The 23,899-nt window shown below is 38.5% G+C and carries 32 protein-coding genes; 20 read left to right on the top strand and 12 right to left on the bottom strand.

Translation table 11 applies throughout. The annotated features are described in order from the left end of the window. Positions 1–27: 27 nt before the first annotated feature. The 3 genes from recA to M5F03_RS02590 form a co-directional block, all read right to left on the bottom strand. Positions 28–1,071, bottom strand: coding sequence for a recombinase RecA (gene recA, locus M5F03_RS02600; RefSeq protein WP_078193524.1), 1,044 nt, complete (start codon positions 1,069–1,071; stop codon positions 28–30). A gap of 145 nt (positions 1,072–1,216) precedes the next feature. Further along, entirely contained in the window at positions 1,217–1,657 is a 441-nt protein-coding gene (locus M5F03_RS02595; protein ID WP_168377604.1) for an RNA-binding S4 domain-containing protein, read from the bottom strand. Then, positions 1,650–2,339, bottom strand: coding sequence for an HAD-IA family hydrolase (locus M5F03_RS02590; protein WP_249706397.1), 690 nt, complete (start codon positions 2,337–2,339; stop codon positions 1,650–1,652). Before M5F03_RS02590 ends, M5F03_RS02595 begins: the two co-directional genes overlap by 8 nt. 221 nt (positions 2,340–2,560) lie before the next feature. Between M5F03_RS02590 and M5F03_RS02585 the strand changes: the two genes are divergently transcribed. Then, on the top strand, positions 2,561–3,862 hold the full coding sequence (locus M5F03_RS02585) for a tyrosine-type recombinase/integrase (protein WP_249706396.1): 1,302 nt from the start codon (positions 2,561–2,563) through the stop codon (positions 3,860–3,862). Here the strand turns inward: M5F03_RS02585 and M5F03_RS02580 are convergent. The 5 genes from M5F03_RS02580 to M5F03_RS02560 form a co-directional block, all read right to left on the bottom strand. After that, the gene (locus M5F03_RS02580; protein ID WP_168377601.1) at positions 3,772–3,993 is read right to left on the bottom strand and encodes a hypothetical protein; all 222 of its coding nucleotides are present in this window, start codon (positions 3,991–3,993) and stop codon (positions 3,772–3,774) included. The genes M5F03_RS02585 and M5F03_RS02580 overlap by 91 nt on opposite strands. Positions 3,994–4,087: 94 nt before the next feature. Next, positions 4,088–4,345, bottom strand: coding sequence for a hypothetical protein (locus tag M5F03_RS02575; RefSeq protein WP_180026396.1), 258 nt, complete (start codon positions 4,343–4,345; stop codon positions 4,088–4,090). After that, positions 4,342–5,511: a hypothetical protein gene (locus M5F03_RS02570; protein ID WP_249706394.1), complete on the bottom strand. Its 1,170-nt coding sequence runs from the start codon at positions 5,509–5,511 to the stop codon at positions 4,342–4,344. Before M5F03_RS02570 ends, M5F03_RS02575 begins: the two co-directional genes overlap by 4 nt. Continuing rightward, entirely contained in the window at positions 5,508–6,629 is a 1,122-nt protein-coding gene (locus M5F03_RS02565) for an ATP-binding protein (RefSeq protein WP_249706392.1), read from the bottom strand. Before M5F03_RS02565 ends, M5F03_RS02570 begins: the two co-directional genes overlap by 4 nt. After that, a complete protein-coding gene (locus M5F03_RS02560; RefSeq protein ID WP_249706390.1) occupies positions 6,629–7,054 on the bottom strand; it encodes a hypothetical protein in 426 nt (141 codons plus the stop codon). The genes M5F03_RS02565 and M5F03_RS02560 overlap by 1 nt, the downstream gene beginning before the upstream one ends. A 255-nt stretch (positions 7,055–7,309) precedes the next feature. Between M5F03_RS02560 and M5F03_RS02555 the strand changes: the two genes are divergently transcribed. Then, positions 7,310–8,989, top strand: a complete 1,680-nt coding sequence (locus tag M5F03_RS02555; protein ID WP_249706387.1) for an SNIPE associated domain-containing protein — start codon at positions 7,310–7,312, stop codon at positions 8,987–8,989. A gap of 62 nt (positions 8,990–9,051) precedes the next feature. On the opposite strand, the gene M5F03_RS02550 is transcribed toward M5F03_RS02555, so the two are convergent. From M5F03_RS02550 to M5F03_RS02535, 4 genes are all read right to left on the bottom strand, one after another. Further along, positions 9,052–9,528: a hypothetical protein gene (locus tag M5F03_RS02550; protein WP_249706386.1), complete on the bottom strand. Its 477-nt coding sequence runs from the start codon at positions 9,526–9,528 to the stop codon at positions 9,052–9,054. After that, a complete protein-coding gene (locus M5F03_RS02545) occupies positions 9,497–9,823 on the bottom strand; it encodes an STAS-like domain-containing protein (protein ID WP_249706385.1) in 327 nt (108 codons plus the stop codon). Before M5F03_RS02545 ends, M5F03_RS02550 begins: the two co-directional genes overlap by 32 nt. A gap of 20 nt (positions 9,824–9,843) precedes the next feature. Continuing rightward, positions 9,844–10,815 (bottom strand): ATP-binding protein, encoded by a 972-nt coding sequence (locus M5F03_RS02540; protein WP_249706382.1) that lies wholly within the window; start codon positions 10,813–10,815, stop codon positions 9,844–9,846. Between the two features lie 102 nt (positions 10,816–10,917). Further along, a complete protein-coding gene (locus M5F03_RS02535; RefSeq protein WP_249706380.1) occupies positions 10,918–11,565 on the bottom strand; it encodes a LexA family protein in 648 nt (215 codons plus the stop codon). Between the two features lie 100 nt (positions 11,566–11,665). Between M5F03_RS02535 and M5F03_RS02530 the strand changes: the two genes are divergently transcribed. The 18 genes from M5F03_RS02530 (at position 11,666) to M5F03_RS02445 (ending at position 23,828) form a co-directional block, all read left to right on the top strand. Continuing rightward, on the top strand, positions 11,666–11,872 hold the full coding sequence (locus M5F03_RS02530; protein WP_249706378.1) for a Cro/CI family transcriptional regulator: 207 nt from the start codon (positions 11,666–11,668) through the stop codon (positions 11,870–11,872). Between the two features lie 21 nt (positions 11,873–11,893). Further along, positions 11,894–12,340, top strand: a complete 447-nt coding sequence (locus tag M5F03_RS02525; protein WP_180073668.1) for a phage regulatory CII family protein — start codon at positions 11,894–11,896, stop codon at positions 12,338–12,340. Positions 12,341–12,395: 55 nt separating this feature from the next. Further along, positions 12,396–12,653 carry a hypothetical protein gene (locus M5F03_RS02520; protein ID WP_249706376.1) on the top strand — a complete coding sequence of 86 codons (258 nt, stop codon included), beginning with the start codon at positions 12,396–12,398 and terminating at the stop codon, positions 12,651–12,653. Continuing rightward, entirely contained in the window at positions 12,650–12,958 is a 309-nt protein-coding gene (locus M5F03_RS02515) for a hypothetical protein (protein ID WP_249706374.1), read from the top strand. The genes M5F03_RS02520 and M5F03_RS02515 overlap by 4 nt, the downstream gene beginning before the upstream one ends. Then, positions 12,955–13,842: a phage replication initiator YdaU family protein gene (locus M5F03_RS02510; RefSeq protein ID WP_249706373.1), complete on the top strand. Its 888-nt coding sequence runs from the start codon at positions 12,955–12,957 to the stop codon at positions 13,840–13,842. The genes M5F03_RS02515 and M5F03_RS02510 overlap by 4 nt, the downstream gene beginning before the upstream one ends. A gap of 1 nt (position 13,843) precedes the next feature. After that, positions 13,844–14,614 carry a hypothetical protein gene (locus M5F03_RS02505; protein WP_249706371.1) on the top strand — a complete coding sequence of 257 codons (771 nt, stop codon included), beginning with the start codon at positions 13,844–13,846 and terminating at the stop codon, positions 14,612–14,614. Next, entirely contained in the window at positions 14,611–14,853 is a 243-nt protein-coding gene (locus M5F03_RS02500; protein WP_249706368.1) for a hypothetical protein, read from the top strand. The genes M5F03_RS02505 and M5F03_RS02500 overlap by 4 nt, the downstream gene beginning before the upstream one ends. Next, complete coding sequence (locus tag M5F03_RS02495) at positions 14,853–15,263, top strand: putative endonuclease domain-containing protein (RefSeq protein ID WP_249706367.1); 411 nt, start codon at positions 14,853–14,855, stop codon at positions 15,261–15,263. The genes M5F03_RS02500 and M5F03_RS02495 overlap by 1 nt, the downstream gene beginning before the upstream one ends. After that, positions 15,260–15,703, top strand: coding sequence for a hypothetical protein (locus tag M5F03_RS02490; RefSeq protein WP_249706365.1), 444 nt, complete (start codon positions 15,260–15,262; stop codon positions 15,701–15,703). The genes M5F03_RS02495 and M5F03_RS02490 overlap by 4 nt, the downstream gene beginning before the upstream one ends. 346 nt (positions 15,704–16,049) lie before the next feature. Then, a complete protein-coding gene (locus tag M5F03_RS02485) occupies positions 16,050–16,586 on the top strand; it encodes a hypothetical protein (protein WP_249706362.1) in 537 nt (178 codons plus the stop codon). A gap of 250 nt (positions 16,587–16,836) precedes the next feature. Beyond that, positions 16,837–17,493 (top strand): hypothetical protein, encoded by a 657-nt coding sequence (locus M5F03_RS02480; protein ID WP_249706360.1) that lies wholly within the window; start codon positions 16,837–16,839, stop codon positions 17,491–17,493. A gap of 83 nt (positions 17,494–17,576) precedes the next feature. Next, positions 17,577–17,750: a hypothetical protein gene (locus tag M5F03_RS02475; protein ID WP_249706357.1), complete on the top strand. Its 174-nt coding sequence runs from the start codon at positions 17,577–17,579 to the stop codon at positions 17,748–17,750. A gap of 619 nt (positions 17,751–18,369) precedes the next feature. Then, positions 18,370–18,780, top strand: coding sequence for a hypothetical protein (locus M5F03_RS02470; protein ID WP_249706355.1), 411 nt, complete (start codon positions 18,370–18,372; stop codon positions 18,778–18,780). Next, positions 18,767–19,408 carry a putative metallopeptidase gene (locus M5F03_RS02465; protein WP_249706353.1) on the top strand — a complete coding sequence of 214 codons (642 nt, stop codon included), beginning with the start codon at positions 18,767–18,769 and terminating at the stop codon, positions 19,406–19,408. The genes M5F03_RS02470 and M5F03_RS02465 overlap by 14 nt, the downstream gene beginning before the upstream one ends. Before the next feature lie 58 nt (positions 19,409–19,466). Next, entirely contained in the window at positions 19,467–19,892 is a 426-nt protein-coding gene (locus tag M5F03_RS02460) for a DUF2280 domain-containing protein (RefSeq protein ID WP_168377682.1), read from the top strand. Between the two features lie 12 nt (positions 19,893–19,904). Next, positions 19,905–21,152 (top strand): PBSX family phage terminase large subunit, encoded by a 1,248-nt coding sequence (locus tag M5F03_RS02455; protein WP_249706351.1) that lies wholly within the window; start codon positions 19,905–19,907, stop codon positions 21,150–21,152. 12 nt (positions 21,153–21,164) lie between these two features. Further along, positions 21,165–22,625 carry a phage portal protein family protein gene (locus M5F03_RS02450; protein WP_249706350.1) on the top strand — a complete coding sequence of 487 codons (1,461 nt, stop codon included), beginning with the start codon at positions 21,165–21,167 and terminating at the stop codon, positions 22,623–22,625. Next, the gene (locus M5F03_RS02445) at positions 22,626–23,828 is read left to right on the top strand and encodes a phage head morphogenesis protein (RefSeq protein WP_249706348.1); all 1,203 of its coding nucleotides are present in this window, start codon (positions 22,626–22,628) and stop codon (positions 23,826–23,828) included. Positions 23,829–23,899: the final 71 nt, after the last annotated feature.

Here is a 23,899-nt window from a genome sequence, read left to right as displayed (position 1 = left end):
TTCGTCTGCTATTAAAGTATGCTGTAATTAAGCATCTAAAAAGTCTGGTTCTTCTTCGTCTTTGTCTTCTACAGGTGCTGTACCCGTAGTCAGAAGTTGTTCACGAATCAGTTTTTCGATAGTTTGCACAAGTTCAGGGTGTTCTTCTAAGTGGCGAATGGTATTGTTTTTACCTTGCCCAATCTTGTCACCTTGGTATGAATACCAAGCACCTGCTTTTTGAACAATTTCTTGTTGTACTGCGAGGTCAACAAGCTCACCTAAATGGTTCACGCCTTTACCATAAAGAATTTGGAAAATCGCTTCACGGAATGGAGGAGCCATTTTGTTTTTCACAACTTTCACTTTGGTTTCTGAACCAATGATCTCGTCGCCTTCTTTCACTTGACCAATACGGCGGATATCTAAACGTACAGATGCATAGAATTTAAGTGCATTACCACCAGTTGTGGTTTCTGGGCTACCAAACATTACACCAATCTTCATACGGATTTGGTTAATGAAGATCACCATACAGTTCGAACGTTTCGCATTACCGGTAATTTTACGCAGTGCTTGGCTCATCAGACGAGCTTGTAAGCCCATGTGTGAGTCACCCATTTCGCCTTCAATTTCGGCGCGAGGGGTCAGTGCAGCTACAGAGTCGACAACGATCAGGTCAATGGCACCTGAACGTACCAGCATGTCTGCAATTTCAAGTGCTTGTTCACCATTGTCTGGCTGTGAAACAAGTAAGTTATCAATATCTACGCCAAGTTTACGTGCGTATTGAGGGTCTAATGCATGTTCAGCATCGATGAATGCACAAGTACCGCCAGCTTTCTGACATTGTGCAATAGCTTGTAATGTCATAGTCGTTTTACCAGAAGATTCAGGACCGTAGATTTCTACGATACGACCTTTAGGCAAACCACCAATACCTAGTGCGATATCTAATGTTAAAGAACCTGTAGAGACAGCTTCAACTGCCTGTACAGTATTATCACCAAGACGCATAACGGTGTTTTTACCAAACTGCTTTTCAATTTGGCTTAAGGCCGCATTTAACGCCTTGCTTTTATTATCATCCATCTTACAACCTCAATACGATGTCACGAAACAATATACTCAAGTGGATGTATTCAGTTTAAATCTGTTCCACGAGGGTATAGTGACAGAAATCATCCTTTTGTTCTATGAAAATCACAACAGGTGCGACATGTTGTGACGCTTTAACTTAATCATCATTATAAGACCATTGCTGGTCAAACTGTTGATCATTTTCTCTTTTAAATTTACCAATATCTCGACGATCTTTTTTACTTGGTCGATGATCTGGCCGAGCTAGATTATGCAACTTTCTTTGTGATGCGAGCAATTCCCGTTTTGCAATACTGACCTCAGTTTCATCATAAAGCAGCTGAGCGGTTGGGGCAGGCCCACGAACATCCGACAGTGCTTTCACCACCACGGTTTTTTTCTCAAGGCCTTGTGCAATGGTTAATTCCATGCCTACACGAACTTCACGAGAGACTTTAACGCGTTCGCCATTATGATGAACTTTACCGCCTTCAATCGCATTTTTGGCAATAGAGCGTGTTTTAAAAAAACGTGCAGCCCACAACCATTTGTCTATACGCATACCAACCGCATCTTCGGCTAGATTTGATTTACGCATATTTTTTCTGTTCCTCGGCTTGCTCAGTCATTTGAGCTTCTAAAATAGGGATTAAATCTGTTAATGCGGACAGCATTGGATAATTGCAAGTCTCGCGAGGCGCTTTGGCAGATGAAGGCTGCTGAATCGAATAGAGCTGTTCAATCCCAAAAAGTTTTGCACCATTAAGCACTTTTTCTGTGTCATCAATGAAGTAACAGTTTTTTGCATCGAAGGGATGTTTACTTGCTAATATTTGCCAAAACTCAATAAACTCTTTGGCATGACCGAGAGTTTCTGAACTGACGATAACATCGAAAAAATCACGAAGACCGGTTTCTTTGAGTTTGAATTGTAGGCCTGCATAGTCGGCATTGGTCGCAAGCCAAATAGGATAGCCATTTTCTTTAAGATAGGTAAGCAGCTCAATACAGCCTTCGCGTTTGGCTACTTTGGCTTTTTGTTCTATCTGCATTTCCAGAACATCAACGCCAACTTGTGACGTCCAAAAGCGAGAGGAGTACCATTTTAGGGTATGATTATGCTGTTGATAAAAACTAAATAGCGTTTGCTTGCTTTGTTCGAGTGAGCACTGATGCTGTTCAGCATAGCGAATTGGCAGCAGCTCATTCCAGATAAAATCATCATAAGCAAGATCGAGTAAAGTACCGTCCATATCGAAAATTATAGTCGGTTTTTGCATTCAAGATTCTCCAAAGATTTTCAAAGTTTAACAAAGCATTTAGAAAAGCTTTAGATTCAATGAAATTGCTCAACTTTCGCGTTTATTAACGATGATCAAATAATTTCAAAGTTTAACAAAGTTATTTACCTTTCAAGAAAAAATATGTACATATGTGTGTACATATTTTTGCTCTGCTTGAATATGTACAGAGTATAAAGTATTTGGACTGGAAAATTTAAATGTCTTTAAGTGATAGTTGGCTAAAATCAAATAATGGGAAACCGCGAGAAAAAGTCGAAGTTGTAACAGATAGAGATGGTTTGTCCGTCAGAATATCCCCAAAGGGAAAAGTCGTTTTTCAATATCGCTATCGTTTTGGTGGTCAAGCCAAAAGACTAGATCTAGGTACATACCCATTATTAGGTCTAAAAGATGCTCGTGCTCAGGTTCATAAATATAAAATTGAGCTAGATCAAGGCAAGGACCCAATGCAACTTAAGCTAAAAGGGGAAAGCGACTATCTGAAGCAGCTGACCGTCAAAGAAATATGTGACCTCTGGTTTAATACAATTGCCGTAAATAAAGTCTCAAAAGAATATGATTTAAGGGCATTTGAAATTCACGTTTATCCACGTATAGGTCGTAGAATTTGTGACGATGTCACCCTACAAGAATGGTCAACGCTATTATTTGAAATTACAGATGGTGCTAAAACGGTAGCAGTGAAAATACTTGGTAATCTCAAAATGATTATGCGCTGGGGGTGTGTACACGGGAAATTAATGAATCAGCCTATTCAGCATCTTAAAGCAGCTGATTTAAACGTAAAGAAAGTGAAGCGTTCCCGTTATCTTTCAGAACAGGAAATATTCTGGGTGGTGCATTCTTCTCTGAGATCCAATGCCATATCACCAAAAAACAAAGCCATTATTATTATGCTACTGTTCTTTGGCTGCCGTGTATCAGAATTGAGGCTGGCCAAGAAATCTGACTTTGATTTTCAGGAAATGATTTGGCACGTACCACCAGAGAATCACAAGATGGGGGACCGTACCCACAAGCCGATTATCCGACCCCTCATTCCACAAATTGTGCCATTCATTAAGTATGTTTTTTCACTGTCGCCTGATAGCTGTGAATATGCTTTTCCAAACTTAAAAGGTAAAGCATATACGAAGCTTTCAAAAAGCTTTCAAACAACAATTCCACCATATGTGAATGACAATGTGCGTAAGCGATTTGATGTAGAGATGCAGCATTGGACTATGCATGATTTGCGCAGGACGATGAGAACACATATATCCGAATTAGCGCCACCGCATATTTGTGAAATTATGCTGGGTCATGGGTTACCTGCTGTATGGGGAACCTATGATTTACATGAATACATGGATGAACAGGCGCAGGCTTATGAGAAGTGGTTCCATAAACTCTGCACCATATTGAACAATCACGAGCGTTTCGATATTAAAGGCTGTATTTCTAATGACTCAAGCAACCCTTTACTTCTTTCCCAAGCATCTACAGCCTTGATGCCATAGCGACTACATGAGCGCCCATGTGCTTTGATCAATGGTTCTGGAAAATCCTGTTTATCACGCCAATTGATCAAAGTGCCTTTGGTAATACCGTAGCGCTTCAACAAATCAGGCGTTGAAATATATAATCCCATCAAGACACCTCCTTTAAAATTTGTTTCACTGATTCAAGAAAATCCTTAGAAATACATTCATGTCCTATATCTGTATCTTCGCCGTTGGGATCCATCACGCCACCTTTAAAATAAGGGCCTGGGCTTGAAGGCGAAGAATAAATTCTTTGCCATTCTTTAGCCATAATTTAAGAAAAAGCTCATAACGCTTTTGAGCAGCACCATTCATGTTTCCCGCATTATCAATCTTCAAACCAGGTTTATTTGCTTTAGTGAAAACAGCTTCACCAACAATTTTATTAATTACGCATTGATATCCATCACTTGCTAAAAACATTGTGAAGGCCGGGACTAATGATTTAGGACAAATCATGAGCTCACCTCACTTGCTTGATTCTCAAGCTCGAAGCGACGCTTTTTAACGTAGTCCATTAACTTAGGTTGTATTTCAGGACTACGTGCAGAAACATCAATTTCCAAGGCATCCAATGCAGTTAAGTCAGGTGCATTCTGAATCTGAACCATAAGTGAAGGTGGAGTTTTAATCTCAGATTCTGCAGGTGCAAGCTCACGTAGGCGCTTATGAATAGCATCTAGTAATGGTTTGCGCTGTGCTTCAGTCCAGTTGCGTGTATAACCGGTAAGGACGGTAGCTTCTTTAGGTGTTTGAGCATTTGTTGCACTGGTTATTAAATCTTTCAAAAGATTTTGATATTCATCATCTGTTGATTCACTAGCTAACTTATTTTCCGCTACTAACTTTTCGGCCTCAACCTGCAAACGTTTGAGTTCTTCTACACTTAAGTTGTCAGTCGTATGTTCTGGCTTAGGTGTATATTGCTCAGGATCTAGTTCAAGCAGCTTATCCTCAGTTAACTTACATAGGTGCAGAGTGTGTTTACGTTCTAAATGACCATTTGCCATGAACACCGGACGTAATGCTAAGACTGCTTCGTTGGTGGTACATGCATTAATTTGCATAGTGAACTTTTCAACCAGTTTCACTGGATCTGTTTCAATCTCTTCAACTGCAGATTGCTCAGATGCCTTTTCTTCAACATCATTTGATGTTTGAATTTGGCTATTTTCAGCTTCTGTAGCCGGTTCATTTTCCCAAGGAAATGATGTATCAGAGGCAGGTTCCTCTTTATTTAAAGTTCCACCACTCACTGAAATCAATGCATGAGCGTGAGTAACTGCATTTTCATCATAAAGATGCACTAAGCCGCGAGTCAGTAACTCTAAGTCAGATGCTGAGTTCTTCCATTTAAACGACTTGCTTAACTCAGAAGTTAAAAGTGATGGAGAAAAACATGGTGTGCCTTTTGCTGGTGCTTCGGATATGGCTTCTGGAACTTGCATGGTACCAATGGTCATATATACGACAGCAATACGGAATTCATGATCAGGGTCAAAAAATACAGTCGCAGGGAAATTACGAATACCATCAAAATCTAGATCAGATCCAGTATGACGACATTCAATGTTTTGACCTGCAGCCATGGCAGCAAATGCTTCTTGTCCGTTTAAGATAATCATGAATTTACTCCCGCTTTAGCAATTTGATCTATTTCCTGTTTTACTTCTTGAATTTTAGATACATCGATCTGCATCAGCGAATCTATACCTAGATGTTCGCATACAGTTTTTGTATCTAATCCACGCTCATCGATGAAGGCCAATAGATCATCACGTTGCGCATCTGATATGCCATTAAATTCAGGTGAACTCATCCAAGTTTCTTTATGCTTATCAAAGGTACAATTTAGTTCTTTGGCTTTGAGTAGCATGGCTTGGCGCATGTTTTGGTAATACATATGACTCTTATCAAGGGACTCAGTTAACTGGTTTAGGTCACTGGCATATAGAGCTTCATCACAGCTTTGTTTCCAGTTTTCCAAGTCTTCAAGTGCTTTAGCAGAAGCCAATTGCGCAGGGGTTAATGTATTGATGTGTGCCTTAGCTGCTGAAATTAATTGTGCTAAAAACATCGGTTCTGTTTTTAAGTCAGGTACCCAAACTTCACCAGTTTCTCCTCCAAGAGCACCTGAGTTTTTTGCATGGTGAGTGGGAGATGGTTTAAAGTTGATGACACGAGCATTTTTACCTTCACCAGTAGTGACAGTAGTCATATAACCCATCATATCTGCGATACGGTACAGCTCATTTCTATTCTTACCACCCAAGTCAGGACGGTAAATGATCTGATCATTATTTTGATCCTCAGAGGCGTGAGCAATAAAGACAACATCCTTACCCATGCTGATTAGGGTATTCACATACTGCTTGAAAGTTTGATTGGCCAAGCCTTGGGCTTTTAGTTTTAAAGCGCCATCTTTCTGCCGGTTGTTTGGATGAAGTAGTAGGTGAGTTTTAATGCATTCAAGCATCGCGCCTACTGTATCAATGACAACAGTGTTGTAAGGTGCTAAGTCTTGAGTTGTAAGACCTGCAACGTCAGCCCATTGTTGAACTGGAATTACTGCACCACGACGAAGTTCACCGGTACGATGAGCACCACGGTCGAAGTCAAATGAAACAGCTTTATCTGCAGTAAAGCCTAAAGAGGATTTACCGAGGCCTGGATCCGCATAGATGTAAGTGATGATGGCACTGACATTTAGAGCTTGGTCTGCTGGAATAATATTAATAGTCATCACACTTCTCCCAACAAACGATTTTTAATCATGTGCTGCACCAACATTTCATTGATGTTGCGGTGGTCGTTGTAGTCCGTGAAGTCGGGGAAAGGATTGCCGTATTCATCGGTGATGTGATCTACCGATAGTTGGGTAATTTCAGCCGTATCAAATTCACTACCGGGTACGCCGTAGCTGTCTTCAAATGGTTCAAAGTCAAAGCTTACGTCTAGGGTGAAGTTATCTAAACGGATAACAGCTGTACCTGAGTGTTCACCAGAAATGTCCATTGCAGCGACTGCGGTGAACTCAGGAATGGTGTTGTGCTGAGTAGGTGCTTTGTGAATTTCAGGCTTGTAGGCGAATGCTAAAGCACCGATTGTTACGGTTGCAGCGACAAGTGTTACCTTGAGGCTATTGAAAGGGGTTAAGGTTTTGTTCATACTTATCTCGCAGTTTGCAAAGCACATCGGGGTTCGAAGATCGATGTGCTTTTTTGTTGTCTGTGAGACAAAGGTAAGATAACTTACCTTTATAGTCAAGAGTGTTTGGTAATTAAAGTTACTTTTAGCTCATTTTTGAATTATTTGTGGATAAAAGATATTTTTTAAAATACTAAATAAAAACATACTCTAATTGCTTGAAAATAGGGGGATAATATTTGAAAATTGGTTAAATTTTGAATAATAGATATATCTATGGAATTTTTTCTTTTATTGCTATTAATAGCTTTAGGTGGTGTAGTTTATTTCTTTTACACAAAGAATAAAGAGTTAAAATTAAATGAAGTTGATCTAACAGATAAGAATAAAAATTTATCTATAAAGATTAGCAAACTTGAAGCTCAAGCTAGCAGTGATTACAGACAAATTAGTGGGTTTTTGAATCAACAAGAGATACTAGGTAAGCGATTAAGTGAATTAGAAAAATATCAAGGTATTGTTGATGTTGTTGCACATATAGCATCTGAAAAAGAAAAATGTGCAAATGATATAAGTGATGCAAAACTTAAATGGCAGCAAGAATATGAATCCAATTTAAAATCACATGAAGCTTACAAAAGAGCTATTGTGTCTGAAGCTGAAGCTTTTAAGCGCCAAATTAAAGAAAAAATTAAAAATGTAGAATTATTCTTAGATGAGCATTCCCAAAAAACTCTACTTAACACGGAGCAGCAAGCTCAAAATATACTTGGTGATTATTACAATTTAGCCCAAAAAACTATGGAGTTAAATAAAATCTGTAACGCTCTTGAAAATAAAATACAAGGCTACAGTGATGAATACCTATTACCGAATCAGGCGATATTAGAAGATCTGATTGATGGGTATGAGCATCTTGATGCGGCACAAAGATTAAAGACGATAAAACTAGAAATCAAAACCGCAATCAAGCAATGTGTTGTTGCTGAGTGTGATTATGTCGAAGAGAATAGAAAATCAACAGCTATAGCCTTTATAACAAATGCTTTTAATAGTAAGGCTGATGTACATGTATCACGCTTAAGACACGACAATGTTGGTAAATTGATTGAGGCCTTAAAAGATGATTATTTACTTCTAAATAATTATGGACAGGCATTTAGAAACGCCAGAATTAATCCCTCATATCTTGCATTAAGGGTTGAAGAACTAAAGTGGGCTGCATTAGTGCTTGAATTTAAAGAAAGAGAGCGTGAGGAACAGAGAGAGATTCGTGAGCAAATTCGAGAGGAAGAGAAGGCAAGAAAAGAATATGAGCGAGCAATAAAAGATGCTGAAAAAGAAGAACAATTACTTAAGAAAGCTTATGAAAAGGCAAAAAAAGAGTTTGATCTAGCCTCTGATGATGAGAAAGCTAAATTTGACTTTAAAATGCAGGAGTTAATGGAAAAACTCAAAAATGCTGAGGATAAAAACCAGCGAGCATTATCAATGGCTCAACAAACAAGAGCCGGACACGTATATGTAATTTCAAATATTGGGTCTTTTGGTGATGACGTTTTAAAGCTTGGAATGACTAGACGCCTTGAGCCTTTAGACCGTATAAGAGAATTGGGTGATGCTTCAGTTCCATTTACATTTGATGTGCATGCAATGATTTATAGTGAAGATGCACCTTCGCTTGAGAAAAAACTCCATCATCATTTCAATCATGAGCGTGTCAATAAAGTTAATTACAAGAAGGAGTTTTTTAGAACTTCTTTAACATGTGTTAAAGACTATTTAGATGAGTTGGGTATTCAAGCTAAATTCACCTTGAAAGCCGAAGCTATGCAATATAGAGAGTCGTTAAAAATTGAACTCATGCCAGATGATGAGCAGAGAGAAATGGAGGATACCATTGAAGAAATGGAGTTAAAGCAGAAAGATTATGCATTGGTAGATGATGAAGAATAAAATAACAATAGGCCTGTAATCACAGGCCTGATTTTTAATAGTAATACATGTTTTTGAATAAATTAAGTCATATATCCTTCTAGCTTTTCAAGTATTTGAACTGATTTTTGAATTATTTCTACCATTCTTTTTTCTGAGTTTTCGTATTCACCTATATCGATAGATTTATTTTCAATAGGGGTATCCTCAAAAATTAAATCTTTATAGTCCTCAACAAGTGCATTCACAATATCTCTATTTTCAGAAATACAAGTTTTGCAATTATAAAACTTACCAGTTGGAAATGTTTTAACATCCAAAAGAACTAGGTCTAAATGCATAGAAATTTTATGATAAATACTTTCATCAATCGTTTTTTTTGCAAAAACATCTATGCATATTTTATTTATCTCTTTAATGTTGTCAGAAATACTTTTCAACACTCTTAACTGATTTGTTTCATGATTTTTATAAAAGAAACTTATGAGCGCGAAGAGAAAGCCAAAAATTGCAAAAAGTAATTTGCCATCAATCTGGCTTAGCATCGTTAATATACTCATAAATCCTATCCTTGATGATTTTTCGTTTTGTAATAATTTCAAGAATGTCTAAAAGAGATTCTTTAGTTATTTTCTTTTTACGAATCAAACCACCAAAGCTTTCCTCTAAAAAAGAAGAACCAGCCATTGTCACTAAAGAAAAATCCACAATTAATTTTTCATTAGCCTTTAATTTCTGTATAGCAGGCAAAAGCATTTCTTCACGGAATCTTTGTCCAGAATGACTTCCATCTGTATAAAAACGACCAGCAGGTCTAGGATAAAATTCCTCACCAACATTAATTATGATTGACATTCAATTTTCACCTAGAATAATTACACAAGAGCAGATAAAGAGGATTTAATAGGAATACTCCAATATACAATAGTGCCATCTACAGCTTCAGAGTAGGATTTTTTGCCAGAAGTTGTTGACCAAGCACCTTTTCTACTTAAGATATGTACAATTGTATTATCTCTTACTTCTTTAACTTGTATGATATTATCAAATCCCTTACCTCTATGTGAATCATTTGTTGAGCTTTGTCGCCATGAGGCTGCAAATTCAATCCGGTCAGCGTCAGATTTTTCAATCCACTTGAAATTTATTGCCTCTTGAAATCTTTCACCTAGTGTTTTTGGGGCTGTTTTAGGAATTGTTTTGCCTAAATCGGATATAATTATGTCGCATCTTTCATTACTTATACCAACAAACAAAACCCATTTTTTATACTTATCGTGCTCATCATAACCATGATGTACAACATTTGATACTGCTTCAGATATAGCAGTACTTACAATAAATTCTGAATCTTCATTTTTTAAAACTTCTTGTAACGCATCTTGTATCTCAACAAATTCATCACCAAAATCAGCGGTAACACCTGTCATCGTATACCATCGATCAACATATAAATGTTTGTACTCAAATGAAGGAAGTTTCATTCTTTGATGAATACCTAATTTGCTTAACATTCCTTTAACTATATTGGAGTTGGAAGCTCTGCCTGTTAAAGATAAATTAGAATACTTATCTAATTGATGAAAAAAATGAATTGTTCCATCTGGCATCAAAGTATCAACTTTTTTAAAGTCAATAAAACAAGGTTTTTTTTCTTTATTTTTACTGCGCATTTTATTAATAATACTTAGAACATTACCTCTAAATTTATTGTTAAATAGTGAAATGCTTGCAGGCATAGCCAAATGATATGTTCGCACATTGGGATCAAATATCGATTTAGTTTTAAGTAATTTTAAATTATGTAATTTAATTCTTAATCGATCTTTATTAGATAATTTTTTCATTGAAATTCTCTCAATAAGCCATTGAATTTCATCATTGATTCCCTGGTTGCCTTTTTTAAATAAGATAAGAATTTGATTAATTAATTAAATTTTTTTAAAAATTTAAACATCCCTATACAACCCAACAACCTTACCAACCAACTTGCAACCATCTTCTAACGCAATGGTTTTCTCTGGCCAGTCGGGATTCAAAGGCTGCAAATACATATTTCCGCTTTCAACAATAAGCTTCTTAAAAGTCGCTTCACTATCGCCTTGGCAAGAAACAATAACTAAATCACCTGTTTTTAAATCTGTTATTTGAAAGTCAGGATTTACATAAATTTTATCGCCAGGCCGAAAGTCAGGGAGCATTGACTCTCCAACTACTTCCAAACCATAGCCATTCTTTCCACATTTAGGATTTGGCGGTAACCATTCCTCAAACTGTGTGCCTGCAGGAACAGAATCAACAGTAGTCCATGCACCGGCTTGTACCCATGAAATAACTGGTACTAATCGGCCTGCAAGTGGGAATGGCACAGAAGTATTTGACTCCAAACCACCAAGTGCCTTACCGCTAAGCAAAAAATCAGGCGATACCGCTAGTGCTTTTGATAAAGCCATCAAGCTTTCATGTTTAGGGAGGTTGTCATCTTTCTCCCAATATATTACAGAAGTTTTAGATACGCCGATTGCATCAGCAAGTTGTTGCTGAGTTATTTTTTTTGTTTTTCTTAATGCTTTTAGGCGTGTACCAAGAGTTTCCATAATTTAAGCCCATATTCAATGTAAGGAATCTTACCATTTGACTAGGTAAGTTTTATGCTGTTTAATAAGGTAAGAAAAGTTACCTTTGTGAGTAAAATTAATGACAAAACAAGAAGCTCTAAAGCTTTTGAAATGTAATGTCGCGGATTTGGCTTTGAAGTTAGAAATAAGTTCTCAGGCTATTAGCCAATGGCCTGAAACAAAGATTCCTCTAATGCGTGAATATCAAATTCGTGATTTAGCAAAAGGGCAAATTCCTATAAAGCGTTCTTCTACTAAAAATAGTAATAACCCAGCCCTCCAATAACCACGTTCAAAGGATACCGATATGAACATATTGGATGCTGCTTACAACACTGTTCACGACTACCAAGGTGGAGCGAATGCATTGGCGCCACGAATGGGCATTAAAAGCCCAGCGGTACTGAACAGTAAGGTGAATCCAAATACGGAAACACACCACATTACCTTACTTGAGGCTTCAAAACTTATGGAGCTGACAGGGGATTACCGAATCCTACAAAGACTGAATGCTCATCACGGAAAAGTGGCCATTAACTTGCCGAATATTCCCGAATGTCGAGATACAGCGCTGACGGACTTAGTTCTGAGTTTTGGAATGGGCGGCGGGGATATCTACACGCTATTCAAAGAAATGATGGCAGATGGCCGAATTACGCGTGGCGAAGCGATTGATATGTCAAAGGTCATTCACATGCTGCACGAGATCTTGGCAGAGCTAGAAATGCAAATAAACAAATGTGTCGAGCAATAAAAAAGCCTGATCTCGAACATCAGGCTTCCAATTCAATTTATGAGGCAAATCACAAATGAATATGAAACCAAATATACCACAAAACAATGACATGGCAAACGAAGGGTTTCTTAATGGCGACGTCGTGGTCTTCACTGATCCAATCAAACCAGACCACTTGATGACCGTACACAAAGTACAAAGTGATGGTGTGTTACTGGATGGAAATCACAACTTTGCACTGAGCCATTTAGTGCGACCGGCAACAGTTGCAGAAGTCTTGGCCAAACGTCGTTTGACTGCTGCTGAACAAGCGCTTGCGGAGGTTTCATGATCACCAACAAGGCAATCAAAAAGCAGCCTGAGCATAAACACCTGCAAGGCGTTCAGAGTTGGTATGACCCAGCACTACGCACGCTTAATGGTTTATTGGATATCCGTAAGGCCAACTTACGCAAAATCAATCGTGACGAAGCCAATGCTGCAGTCACACGTGATGAGTTTATCGAAATGCTCACCAATGAACATCGGATCTCGGCCTGGTATGCCGGTGAAATTATCTCAAGCTTACAGCGTTCAGAAATGATTTTGATGTTTGGACGCTTTATACAGATTAATGAAGGGGTGAACTCAAAATGAGCCAATTTACGCCCAATAGCTTTCAAGTGCCTAACGCATTTGTGGACGAAGTGCTTAACCAAATATCGGACGCTGCATGCAAGATTTATCTTGTGGTGTGCCGTAAAACACGTGGATGGAACAAAGTGATGGATTCGATATCACTAAGCCAGTTAGAGGAAATTACGGGTAAGAGCCGTCCAACAGTCATCAAGGCAAAAAACGAGCTGATTAACGTCGGCTTGCTGGTTGAATTACCAAGCACGATTTATGGAAATACCTTCAAACTTGGTGACGAAACAAGTGTTGGTTGGACTGTAAAATTCCCTAGTAAAAAATTTTTACTAGGTGAAAAAGCAGCCGTTGCTAGTAAAGATTCTTTACCACTGCTAGTAAAAAAATTTTACCCCACTAGTAAAGAATTTTTACCATTGCTAGTAAAAAATTTTTACACACAAAAAACACTATCAAAAGACACTAATCAAAATAAAAAAATAAATAAAAAAAGATCCCGTGTTTCAGAACAATCTTCGACTGAAAAACCAAAAGTTGAAACTCAAAAATCATATGACCCGAAATCATGTGAATTACCAAGATTGGTAAATCAGGATTTATGGAATCAATTTGTGGATATGCGAACAGCTTCTAAAAAACCACTCACTGAAAACGCTGTAAAACTCATTTTGAAAAAACTCGAGTCATACGGATCTTTAGCAGACCAATCCTTGGAAAACTCAATCATTGGAAACTACCAAGGCGTTTTCCCTCCAAAACAGCAAAATTTGCATCAAGACCAGACTGGAATTCAGGAGCCGAGTTATTTCGCTCAGTCTTTTGATCAACAAGGTGGATCGAGCATCATCGATGTGACGCCAGAAGATTATGCTTTGATGGGAGGATATTGAGATGAATCACTTGGTTTGTCGTGATGATGTGCATGAGCTGATTGCAACCCTTAGAACACTCTACGCATCGCAGTTCAATAAAAACTTCCCAGCAGAGGGTAAGAACTCAATCCCAATGCAGGTCGTTGAAGACCGAGTTGCTAAGGCCATGATTGGGGTGACAACAGAACAATTTCAACGTGGTTTGCTCTTGTTGAGTACCAGTGGAAATAAATACATGCCTAGCTTTGCTGACTTCCGAACAATCTGTATTGGCGAAGATTGGTGGAATGCTCAAAAAGCTTGGATCAAAGCATGTGAGTACACAAAAATTACGAAGCCTAAACCAGTTATTTTGGCAGATGGAAGTTCTCAATATCGAGACATTACAACCTTGGCCAAGTTCGCATTAGATCAAGTCATGCTTCTCATCAATGATGGTGAAATGTACCGAGCTAAAGAAGAATTTATTCGCTTGTATGAGGCCTATGTGTTGGAAGCTCAGATCAAGGGGCGGCTTCAAGAGTGGTATCAAGAACGACCAAGTTTGGCCTGGAGTGAATCTGAGAAAAAACATGTGCCGGTTGCGAATGATGAAGCTCAACAACAGTTGGCGAACTTGAAAGCAAAAATGAATATTCGAAATCGCCATGTGCCAAAGCCACAAAAATTAGAGGCAAATAAAGCGAAGGCAGTGATTCAAAACGAATGGCCAGATCCATTTGAAAACCCAAGTGAATATCAGTCAATGATGGCGAATGGGTTTAATCGTGTATTGGGAGGTGCTTCATGAACACCTCATTCGTTAAAAAATTTGAAGAGATTAAAAACGTACTTGTATACATCGCATTTTCTACTGGTGAGGTGACTGCTTTAGAGCTTGAGGAAAACGTGACTGATTGGGGCCGTTGCCAATTAAATTTACATCTTAAGAAACTTGTAGAAGCAGGGTATCTGCATAGTAATGGCAAGCAAGTAGAACGTGCTTATACAGCTACTAACAAAACAAAGCAGTTATTTGGGGTTAAGTAGTGACCAGCTACTCAATTGCTGAATATAAACAAATGATCGGTGGTGCCAAACCTAAACGAGGTAGCAAAAGACCTAAGGTTAAAAGTCAAAAGGTACCGAATGAGTTTGAATTGAAACTGGCACTGGGGCTTAAAGCATTAAAGTTAGATTTCGAGCAAGAGTTTAAGTTTCACCCGAGCCGTAAATGGAGAGCTGATTTCCATCTAAAGGGAAGAATGATTTTAATTGAGGTTGAAGGTGGTATTTGGAGTGGTGGAAGGCATACAACGGGTAAAGGATATATCGGTGATATGGAGAAATATAACGCAGCAACAATGCTGGGTTATCAAGTCATACGGTTTAGTACAGAGCAAGTGAAGTCAGGTTTAGCAATTCAGCAGATTGAGAAAATGGTAGGGGATTTGGGATGAATGCAGCGGCAAAGCTAGAAGTAATGGATTGGTCAAAATTCACTGTAGATGAGTGGTTGAAGCAGTATGGTGCATATATTTCACAATGCAGAATGCGAGGTGGAGATGCGCCAGATCGTTTGGAAATTAATCAAATTCATTGGCTTGTACGTGAAAATGATCCTCATGGTCGCGGTAGTTATGGTAAGTTTGTTTATCTCCAAATTAGTGAATTTGAAGCTGTACAGATTGAAAAAATGCTTGAAGATATTCGAACTTCTAAACGCATTTGTAATTCAGGGAAAGTTGCTGTCGAGTTATATTTTCAGAAAATGATACGGGGTTTAACACTAGATCAGCTTGATGATGAATTTACGTTAAGTCGTAGCTCAATTAATAATATGATATTTGCAGGGAAATATTACGCTGCTGGACATGATAAACGCTTGAGAATAGATTAATTACTAGGCAAAGTATTAACACTTTTAAAGATTAGGAAGACATCAGGTGCAGAGAGTTGAATCATTTGAAGGGGATACAGTGGTTGATCTGCAGTTAAGGATTGACGCTTGGTTAAAGAAATTTCCAAATTTTAATGTTGTTCAAGTATTAAATATTCCTAGATCCCTAAATGACACGGATGAGACCGTATCAAATTATCAAGTTTTAGTATTTTATAGTATGTAGAAAACTTGCATTTAAATGGGATTATGATAAATTCTGCTATAGTGGACGAAGTTATAGTAATTCACTAAGTTTAAAAGCTCGCCAAATGGTGGGCTTTAATTACATTTGAGTTTTGATTTCATGGATGAAATAAGAGCAACTTTAGATGCTGCATATATACAGGGGCTTTTAGGGTTTGCAGGAGCTTTGATTGGAGCACTTGCTTTGATTATTTCTATTAAGATTGCTGCAAAAAACACCGTGGATGAAATAAAATTAGAAAAAGTAGCTGAATCTAAAAGAGACCAATATATTGCTTTAACAGATTCTTATACAAGATTTTTGACGTCCTCGATAATTCTACGGCCAGATAATAAAAATGATTCAAGAGAGGATTGGTATCAGCATTTGGATAAATATATTGAATTACTGGGTTGTATTAATAAAGTCAATTTAATAACAACGTCAGAAATTAGACTTGAATTGTATGAACTTGAAAAAGAATTAATTTCGTATCAGACATCAGTTTCAAATTTTTATTTTAATAGCCATCATTTGGCTTCAAGTCGCGATTTAGAATCAGCAGTATTCGAATTTGCTAAATTGTTACGTAGTGATTTAGGAATTGAAAGTAATCCAACTGTAGAAATGAAGATTACTCAATTAAGAAGTAAATAAATTTAATAGTAGTGCTGTTACAAATGTTTGAAGCGCCTAGGCGCCTATTTTATGCAAGGGGTATGTAAGTTGAAGAAAATTGGACTGCATTTTTTTTAATGCATATTCGGCTTTCATGGTGCGGTTGAAATTGATCACACGATTGATGGTTATGAGATAAAGGTTTGTCGTAGTTGTTTGAAAGAGGTTGAATAAGATATTTTGATTTTTTATCATGCATTTATTAACCAACTTTTAGAACATGATAAGAATGAAGAACATAGTAAATGAAGTGAGCTCATTAGCTGAGAAAGTATTAGATCAAAATATCAAAGGTGAAAATCTTGATGTATTAGGACTGGTAGTTCCCTCCAGTTTGGAAGAGGTTGGGGCGTATGGGTTTGGTATCTCTATTGCTAAATGTGCGATAGTTTTAAATGATCATTTATTTAGCAGGGCCTTTGAAAAATTTTCTAATGAATTAACAAGGTTGACTCCTGAACAAAAAATCAAATTTTATGATAAGTATTCAAAGAAAAAAATTCAGGAATTTGGCGAACAAGCAATTTTGGTGTTAAACAAAATTGAAATGCCATTGGCTGCTAAAATGATTGGACGAGCACATTACTTATTGGCGCTAGGAGAAATAGATGAGACAACATATTTTAATTATTGCCATGTCTCAAAAAACTTAAACTTTTACCTATTTAAAAAACTTCAAGCGGTGTATGAAAACCCTGATGAAAAAATTTTTAAAGGTGGGGTGTATTCTTTAATGGAAAGCCTTGGCCTAATGTTTGAGATTCAAGAGGGGTTGTTTGCCAGTGACTCAGCTGATGAAAGTAATCCACAAGCTAAGATTACAAGATACATGCCATCTAAATTTGGTAAAGAGTTTTATCATAATATTATAAAACCATTTCTTTAAAATTTGCCGAACGTATTACGGTACACAAAAACCCCTCGCATTCTAGATGTTGAGGGGTTTTTCTTTTCTTATTGGTGGTACCTATGACAGACAAAGTACAAGCAAAACAAGACTTAGATTTTTGCAGTGCTGAGCTGTCAAAGTATCAGAACCTAAGTCGAACTGGATTGACACGAAATGAGATGCTAGCAATAGACGGCATCATGATTAAGTTGAAAGAGCGGATTAAGAACTTGCGTGAAGCATTGTATGTTTGAATTGAAAATAATACGTTAATCAAAAACGCTAATTTATTGGGTTAATTTTACTCCCTACAATTATTCATCGCAGATGAGTATAGGAAAGTTGCCCGTTTACACGAACAACTTTAAAAATCTTAACTTAACCCCTGTGGTATCACATTAATAAATGTAATAGGATAAACACAACTCCTATAGGCGAACACTCAATCGATTGATTTTGTGTAAGCAAGTGCAATGCTAAGGGAGCTAGATCAAGATAGAGGGGTAATTGTTTGGCGACATCTCCCTCTAATACTTGATCTTTTTTTTGTTCAAAATTTAATTCAAGTTCACACTTGAAGCTTAGCTTCATTCGCACACTCCTATTTGATGCACCAAGGTTTTAGACATAAATTAAAGCCCTTTATTTGTTTAACTGATAAGCACTAGTTTCACTGAATTTTTTTACTAAAGCAATAATTCACAAAATTATGCTATTGATTTGCAATAGAATATTTTTATTTATTTTATTGCAAATTTCCACTGTAAGAGTCTGATTTAAGGAAACAAAAAACCAAGTACTGGAATGTATTTAATTGAATGTATAAATTAAAGTTATATAACTGAAATATAAAGTTACAATTTTGTGAATTGTATGGAACCTGACGCATATAAAACTCTAACCAAAAAGATTCCCCCCAAAAAGAAAACCCGTACGAGGCCATTACCAAAAGCCAGTGAAAAATACTTAGAAGCATTCGACCGTCTAAAAGAAATATTAGACTGCATGGAAATGAAGTATGAGGAATACTTTCATTTCAAAAGCACCAAGCATTGGCGTTTTGACTTACACCTCATTGAACATCGCATGCTAATTGAAATAGCAACTGGTCCATGGTCTGGAGGTCGCAAAGGCAAACTTGCAACGAAGGCTTGGAGTGTTGATCGTTATGACCATGCAGAAGAAATGGGATATCGATTTCACAGATTTGAACTTGCAGATATCAATATGGAGCGTGCAACGGCCTGGTTAAGACAATTAAAGGCATCACATGGAACAGATTAGACCATTCCCACCGACTGAACTTATGGATCAGGCTGAGGAAGAAGACGCTATACGTCTTGCACCAGCACAAGAATTACTGGCTTGGGTGAAAGATAATTATCTAACTATGGGTGGCCAACTTCACAACCCAGACCATGATCATATCGCTGAGCTGATTCACGATAATGAAGAGTTTTTGGCATTTGCATGGGCATCTTCAGCGGCTATGGCCAAAAAGCGCATGGTACTCGGTCAATGTGAAAAAGTGATGTTTAACCAAGGTGGATGGAAGAAAGCTCGTCAAGAACAACAAATGCGAGACTGGTTCGGCTTTGTGCCTCAGTACTTAATCACAATTGATGCTGCATTTTGTGAGCAAACCTCTGATCGTGAATTCTGCCGTTTGATTGAACACGAGCTATATCACATTGGTGTAGAACGAGATGAAGATGGTGAGATCATTTATAGCGATATGACTGGCTTACCGAAGCATTATTTGGCTGGCCATGATGTTGAAGTTTTCTTTGGTGAAATACGTCAGCACGGAATCGATAGCTCATTACAACGATTATTGGATATTGCTAAAAATGCTCCATTTGTATCGGAGACAAACATTGCAGCGTGTTGCGGAAACTGTGTGATTAACTGAGCCGAAAGGCTCTTTTTTTTGCCTATCTTGCGACACGTAGCGACACAAAGAGGAATTTATGGCAACACTTAAAGAGCCTGTTAAAATTTTTATAATTCAGTCTCTTGCTTGCCGTGACACCCCTCAAGAAGTCGCGGATCTTGTGAAGCAAGAGTTTGACCTGATTCTCGATCGATCTCAGGTGGCTTTGTACGATCCAACCAAGCGACGTGGGAAAAACCTGAGCAAGAAATACGTCCAATTATTTGAGAAAACCCGTGAGGATTTTGATGCTGGATTAATCGATATTCCAATTGCGAACAAGTTCTACCGCTTGAAAGAAATCCAAAAGATGTATGACGACTCTGGTAAGAACAAAGTCGCAAAACAAAAGTTATTAAAGCTTGCACATCAAGAAACTGATGGCAGGACAATTCGTCAGGAGCACACTGGTAAAGATGGTGCTGACTTGGAAATCAAAGTTATTCGAGAGTTTATAGATTAGAAGGATTCCACTGTGGAGCTTAGAATCAAAACTCCACGTTGGTCAAAACCTTGGTTTAAGACAGCACGATATAAGGGTGCTCATGGGGGGCGTGGATCAGGTAAGTCACATTTTGTAGGTGAGCAGCTGGTAGAGGAATGCGTCATTGATAAAGATCTTCGCGCTGTATGTATTCGTGAGATTCAGAAATCGATTAAGTACTCAAGTAAGCAGCTTATTGAGGACAAGATCAAGGCTCTAGGCGTATCACATCTGTTTGATGTGCAACGTGACCTAATCAAGCGAAAGGGTGGTGAGGGAGTAATTCTTTTTCAGGGTATGCAAGACCACACAGCTGATTCAATCAAATCCCTTGAGGGTTTTAAGATAGCTTGGATTGAAGAAGCTAATAGGCTTTCAGCAAAATCCCTCAGACTATTACGTCCAACAATGCGTGCTGAGGGGTCACAAATTTGGGCGACATGGAACCCCGAATCGAAAGACGACCCTATAGATGATTTTCTACGTGGTGAGTTTGCACCTGAAGACTCCATCGTTATTGAAGTAAACATCAACAACAACCCATTTGCTCCGCAAACACTGTTGGACGAATACGAGGAAGATCGTAAACGTGCCATTCGTATGCAGGCTGCAGGTGATGAAAATGCATGGCCTATGTTTGAGCATGTTTGGCATGGTGCTTACCTTGAATTTAGCCAGGCCATTATCTTCTCGGGAAGATATGTAATTGATGAGTTTGAACCAGATGAAGATTGGACAGAGGTTTATTACGGATCAGACTGGGGTTTTTCTCAGGATCCAACAACACTAAACCGTATTTTTATTCATGACGATATTCTCTATATACGTAATGAAGCTCATCAAGTGGGTTGTGAAATTGATCATCTTCCGAATCTTTTTGATGAAGTGCCGGGTGTACGTACTCACGAAATCAGAGCTGATAATTCGCGACCTGAAACTATTAGCTATATGAGACGCCAAGGTTTCAAGATTAAGGCAGCAGATAAATGGCCTGGATCTGTAGAAGACGGTGTGACGTATATGAAGAAATTCAAGCAAATCATTATTCACCCTGATTGCCCTGAAACAGCTAGAGAGTTCAAGTTGTATTCATACAAGGTCAATCGTGCAGGTGATGTACTGCCGGATATTTTGGATCTCAACAACCATCATATGGATGGTATTCGCTATGGCTTACAGCCATTGATTAAGGGTCGAAGCAGCAAAAAACCTGCTGGTGCAGGTAGTCGAACTTATTGATAAGGAAAACACATGGCAAAGTCTAAAAAAGACAAAGCGTCAAAGAAGGCTTTGTCTCTTGGCAACCTATACACTCAAGAAGCGGTAACGCGTTTTTTAGTTAATTTTGGCAAGCAACCAGATACCGATGAGGTGCTTCGTAAGGCTGGCATTACACGTCATAGATTACGAGTATTGCTAGATGATGATGAAGTTGCCCAGGCCGTTGAGACTCGCATAGATGCACTACTGGCTACACCGCTAAGAGTTGAGCCAAGTGATACAGATGAGGCCGAAAAATTAACACTTGTTCTCAAAGAATGGTTTCATGAGATTGCAGCCGGTTCTTTGAATGCCTTGTTTTTTGGCTATTCGGTTCAAGAAGCTGTTTATGAACTTAAACCAGAGGGTTACATCGGCCTGGAATGGATTGGTGAAAAGCCAATGCAATGGTTTGAACCTAAAAATGATGGTCGACTAATTTACCGTCAGGAAGGGACTGCTAATGAGCAGGAGGTCGATCAAGTATTTAAATTCTTCTTAACGCGTCGTAAAGCTTCATATGAACAACCTTATGGAAAAGCATTGCTAGCAACACTGTATTGGCTATTTTTCTTTAAGCAGAATGGATTCAAATTTTGGGCTAAATTCTTAGAGCGTTTTGGTACGCCAATTCTTTTAGGCAAATGTAAAGATACTGAAACTGAAGACATGAATAGAGCATTATTAAATGCTCATGCTCAAAGTGTATTGTCGATCGATGCTGAAGACGATGTTCAAGTATTGGGTACATCTGGTGCAAGTGGTACCGCGGGAGCCGCGTTTGAGTCCTTTAACAATCAACTCGTACGACAGATTCAAAAAGTTATATTGGGTCAAACGCTCACCAGTGGAACTGATGGTGTGGGTAGCAGAGCATTAGGTCAAGTCCATGAAAATGTAAGGATGGATAAACTCAAATCTGACATTCGATTAGTTACGCCTACTTTGCAAGCTGTGGTGAATGCGCTATGCACTTTAAATGGCTGGGGTGAGTATGAAGTAATGCTCGGCGAAAAACCTAAACCACTCAATAAGGATCAAGCTGAGCGGGATGCACACCTTAAAAATGCCGGTGCAAACCTAACGCCACAATATTTTCAGCGAGAGTATGGGCTTCAGGATGGTGATATTGCTGAGATAATCCAATCTCTTCCAAATACACAATTCTCAGCTATACCTAAACGCGCATTTAGTTTTAAAGCCCAGGCCAATAAACTTTCAGCTGAACAGCAAGAAGTTGAGGAATTAACTGATGGCCAAGCTGACTTGCAGCTTTTAAACAATGAGCAGATTAAGCAACTCGTCGCGGAGTCGGATAGTCCCGAAGGCCTGGCATTCAATTTAATGCAGTTGATTCCGTCTGTATCTGAATCTCAGTTTAAAGCCAATTTAGATCAAGCTTTATATGCGGCAGATGTATTGGGGTATGCGACAGCCGCTAAGGGGAAATAGATGCAACCAGTCACGTTCCTTGAGGCGCTCCAGTACGCGCATGAGAAAAAGATTGTGCTACCTGATGAGTTTTACTCAATGGACTTAAAGACTAGGCAGATGGCTACTACGGTGAGTTTCTTGTCGAGTCTTGAGCAAGTTGAGACAGTGATTAAGTCACTAAATAAGACTTTGGCCAATGGCGGCACATTCAACGACTTTCAAAAACTCATTGCAGAATCAGAGATTATTCTACCTAAGCATTATCTAGATACCGTATTTCGTACCAATATCCAAAGTGCTTATGGTCATGGACGATGGCAGCAGCAGAATCGAAATAAAGCCAAACGTCCTTACCTGATGTATTCGGCTATCGATGATAGTCGTGTACGCCCAGCACATTTGGCATTGAATCGAATTGTATTGCCGATTGATCACCCATTTTGGCTGACACATTATCCGCCATTAGGATTCCGTTGCCGCTGTACTGTTATCGCACTCACAGAGGCTCAGGCACTCAAATACGGTATTACCCCGGAGGATAAGTTGCCAGAAGTTGCTGAGGCATTGGACTGGTCATCGCATCCTTTGCAATTTGGTGATCTGGAAGCGTTGGTTGATAAAAAGATCAATGTGTCAGTACTAGATAAGGAATACCTATTCGAGCAGAAAGAAGTTATCAAGGCTGAATGGACTGCATCGAAAAAGCTTACGAGTTTATTTGCTCCTATGGATGATAAGACTCGGGACTTATTCGATACGGTGGCCAATACAGTGATTCCATTAGATCCTTCGATTCGACCAAGTGCTATTCGTACTTTCTTGGATTACGTACAAGGCAATGACCAGGTCATTACAGGCTATTTGAATAGCAAAACCTCATCCAAGGCTGACCAAGTGCTTAAGCAATGGTTGGTTCAGGATATGGAAGCGATTCATGTTGTAGCTAAAAACACCTCAGACGTTATTACTGGCACAACCACACTGGCTTACGCAGCTTCACTCGAAGTAGGCAAGGTGGTGACTTTGGATGCACCAATGCTTTTGGCAGGTCAGTCAAACATCATGATTCAGATTGAGAATGCGAGTGGCCTGGGGATTGATCTTGAAAAGCTGAATGCTGGTGAAGGGGTTTTGTTACCTTTGGGAATGGCTTTCGAAGTGGTTTCGATAGAGATGGTTGAGGGGGTGATGGTTTATACCTTAAGAGCTTTAAAAAACTAGCCGTTATTACACAACAAACCTGAACACGCCATGACCTTTAATTAGCTCATGGCGTTTTGCATTGAACAAAT

It is taken from the genome of Acinetobacter amyesii (assembly GCF_023499985.1).
GTDB classification, from domain to species: Bacteria; Pseudomonadota; Gammaproteobacteria; order Pseudomonadales; family Moraxellaceae; genus Acinetobacter; species Acinetobacter amyesii.
Note: the sequence above shows the minus strand (reverse complement) of the source record. Positions and strands in the feature narration are given on the sequence as shown.

What these genes read in the sequence shown, in the direction of transcription:
- recA (WP_078193524.1), bottom strand. Translation starts at nt 1,071, where the DNA reads ATGGATGATAATAAAAGCAAGGCGTTAAATGCGGCCTTAAGCCAAATT.
- M5F03_RS02595 (WP_168377604.1), bottom strand. Translation starts at nt 1,657, where the DNA reads ATGCGTAAATCAAATCTAGCCGAAGATGCGGTTGGTATGCGTATAGAC.
- M5F03_RS02590 (WP_249706397.1), bottom strand. Translation starts at nt 2,339, where the DNA reads ATGCAAAAACCGACTATAATTTTCGATATGGACGGTACTTTACTCGAT.
- M5F03_RS02585 (WP_249706396.1), top strand. Translation starts at nt 2,561, where the DNA reads ATGTCTTTAAGTGATAGTTGGCTAAAATCAAATAATGGGAAACCGCGA.
- M5F03_RS02580 (WP_168377601.1), bottom strand. Translation starts at nt 3,993, where the DNA reads ATGGGATTATATATTTCAACGCCTGATTTGTTGAAGCGCTACGGTATT.
- M5F03_RS02575 (WP_180026396.1), bottom strand. Translation starts at nt 4,345, where the DNA reads ATGATTTGTCCTAAATCATTAGTCCCGGCCTTCACAATGTTTTTAGCA.
- M5F03_RS02570 (WP_249706394.1), bottom strand. Translation starts at nt 5,511, where the DNA reads ATGATTATCTTAAACGGACAAGAAGCATTTGCTGCCATGGCTGCAGGT.
- M5F03_RS02565 (WP_249706392.1), bottom strand. Translation starts at nt 6,629, where the DNA reads ATGACTATTAATATTATTCCAGCAGACCAAGCTCTAAATGTCAGTGCC.
- M5F03_RS02560 (WP_249706390.1), bottom strand. Translation starts at nt 7,054, where the DNA reads ATGAACAAAACCTTAACCCCTTTCAATAGCCTCAAGGTAACACTTGTC.
- M5F03_RS02555 (WP_249706387.1), top strand. Translation starts at nt 7,310, where the DNA reads ATGGAATTTTTTCTTTTATTGCTATTAATAGCTTTAGGTGGTGTAGTT.
- M5F03_RS02550 (WP_249706386.1), bottom strand. Translation starts at nt 9,528, where the DNA reads ATGAGTATATTAACGATGCTAAGCCAGATTGATGGCAAATTACTTTTT.
- M5F03_RS02545 (WP_249706385.1), bottom strand. Translation starts at nt 9,823, where the DNA reads ATGTCAATCATAATTAATGTTGGTGAGGAATTTTATCCTAGACCTGCT.
- M5F03_RS02540 (WP_249706382.1), bottom strand. Translation starts at nt 10,815, where the DNA reads ATGAAAAAATTATCTAATAAAGATCGATTAAGAATTAAATTACATAAT.
- M5F03_RS02535 (WP_249706380.1), bottom strand. Translation starts at nt 11,565, where the DNA reads ATGGAAACTCTTGGTACACGCCTAAAAGCATTAAGAAAAACAAAAAAA.
- M5F03_RS02530 (WP_249706378.1), top strand. Translation starts at nt 11,666, where the DNA reads ATGACAAAACAAGAAGCTCTAAAGCTTTTGAAATGTAATGTCGCGGAT.
- M5F03_RS02525 (WP_180073668.1), top strand. Translation starts at nt 11,894, where the DNA reads ATGAACATATTGGATGCTGCTTACAACACTGTTCACGACTACCAAGGT.
- M5F03_RS02520 (WP_249706376.1), top strand. Translation starts at nt 12,396, where the DNA reads ATGAATATGAAACCAAATATACCACAAAACAATGACATGGCAAACGAA.
- M5F03_RS02515 (WP_249706374.1), top strand. Translation starts at nt 12,650, where the DNA reads ATGATCACCAACAAGGCAATCAAAAAGCAGCCTGAGCATAAACACCTG.
- M5F03_RS02510 (WP_249706373.1), top strand. Translation starts at nt 12,955, where the DNA reads ATGAGCCAATTTACGCCCAATAGCTTTCAAGTGCCTAACGCATTTGTG.
- M5F03_RS02505 (WP_249706371.1), top strand. Translation starts at nt 13,844, where the DNA reads ATGAATCACTTGGTTTGTCGTGATGATGTGCATGAGCTGATTGCAACC.
- M5F03_RS02500 (WP_249706368.1), top strand. Translation starts at nt 14,611, where the DNA reads ATGAACACCTCATTCGTTAAAAAATTTGAAGAGATTAAAAACGTACTT.
- M5F03_RS02490 (WP_249706365.1), top strand. Translation starts at nt 15,260, where the DNA reads ATGAATGCAGCGGCAAAGCTAGAAGTAATGGATTGGTCAAAATTCACT.
- M5F03_RS02485 (WP_249706362.1), top strand. Translation starts at nt 16,050, where the DNA reads ATGGATGAAATAAGAGCAACTTTAGATGCTGCATATATACAGGGGCTT.
- M5F03_RS02480 (WP_249706360.1), top strand. Translation starts at nt 16,837, where the DNA reads ATGAAGAACATAGTAAATGAAGTGAGCTCATTAGCTGAGAAAGTATTA.
- M5F03_RS02475 (WP_249706357.1), top strand. Translation starts at nt 17,577, where the DNA reads ATGACAGACAAAGTACAAGCAAAACAAGACTTAGATTTTTGCAGTGCT.
- M5F03_RS02470 (WP_249706355.1), top strand. Translation starts at nt 18,370, where the DNA reads ATGGAACCTGACGCATATAAAACTCTAACCAAAAAGATTCCCCCCAAA.
- M5F03_RS02465 (WP_249706353.1), top strand. Translation starts at nt 18,767, where the DNA reads ATGGAACAGATTAGACCATTCCCACCGACTGAACTTATGGATCAGGCT.
- M5F03_RS02460 (WP_168377682.1), top strand. Translation starts at nt 19,467, where the DNA reads ATGGCAACACTTAAAGAGCCTGTTAAAATTTTTATAATTCAGTCTCTT.
- M5F03_RS02450 (WP_249706350.1), top strand. Translation starts at nt 21,165, where the DNA reads ATGGCAAAGTCTAAAAAAGACAAAGCGTCAAAGAAGGCTTTGTCTCTT.
- M5F03_RS02445 (WP_249706348.1), top strand. Translation starts at nt 22,626, where the DNA reads ATGCAACCAGTCACGTTCCTTGAGGCGCTCCAGTACGCGCATGAGAAA.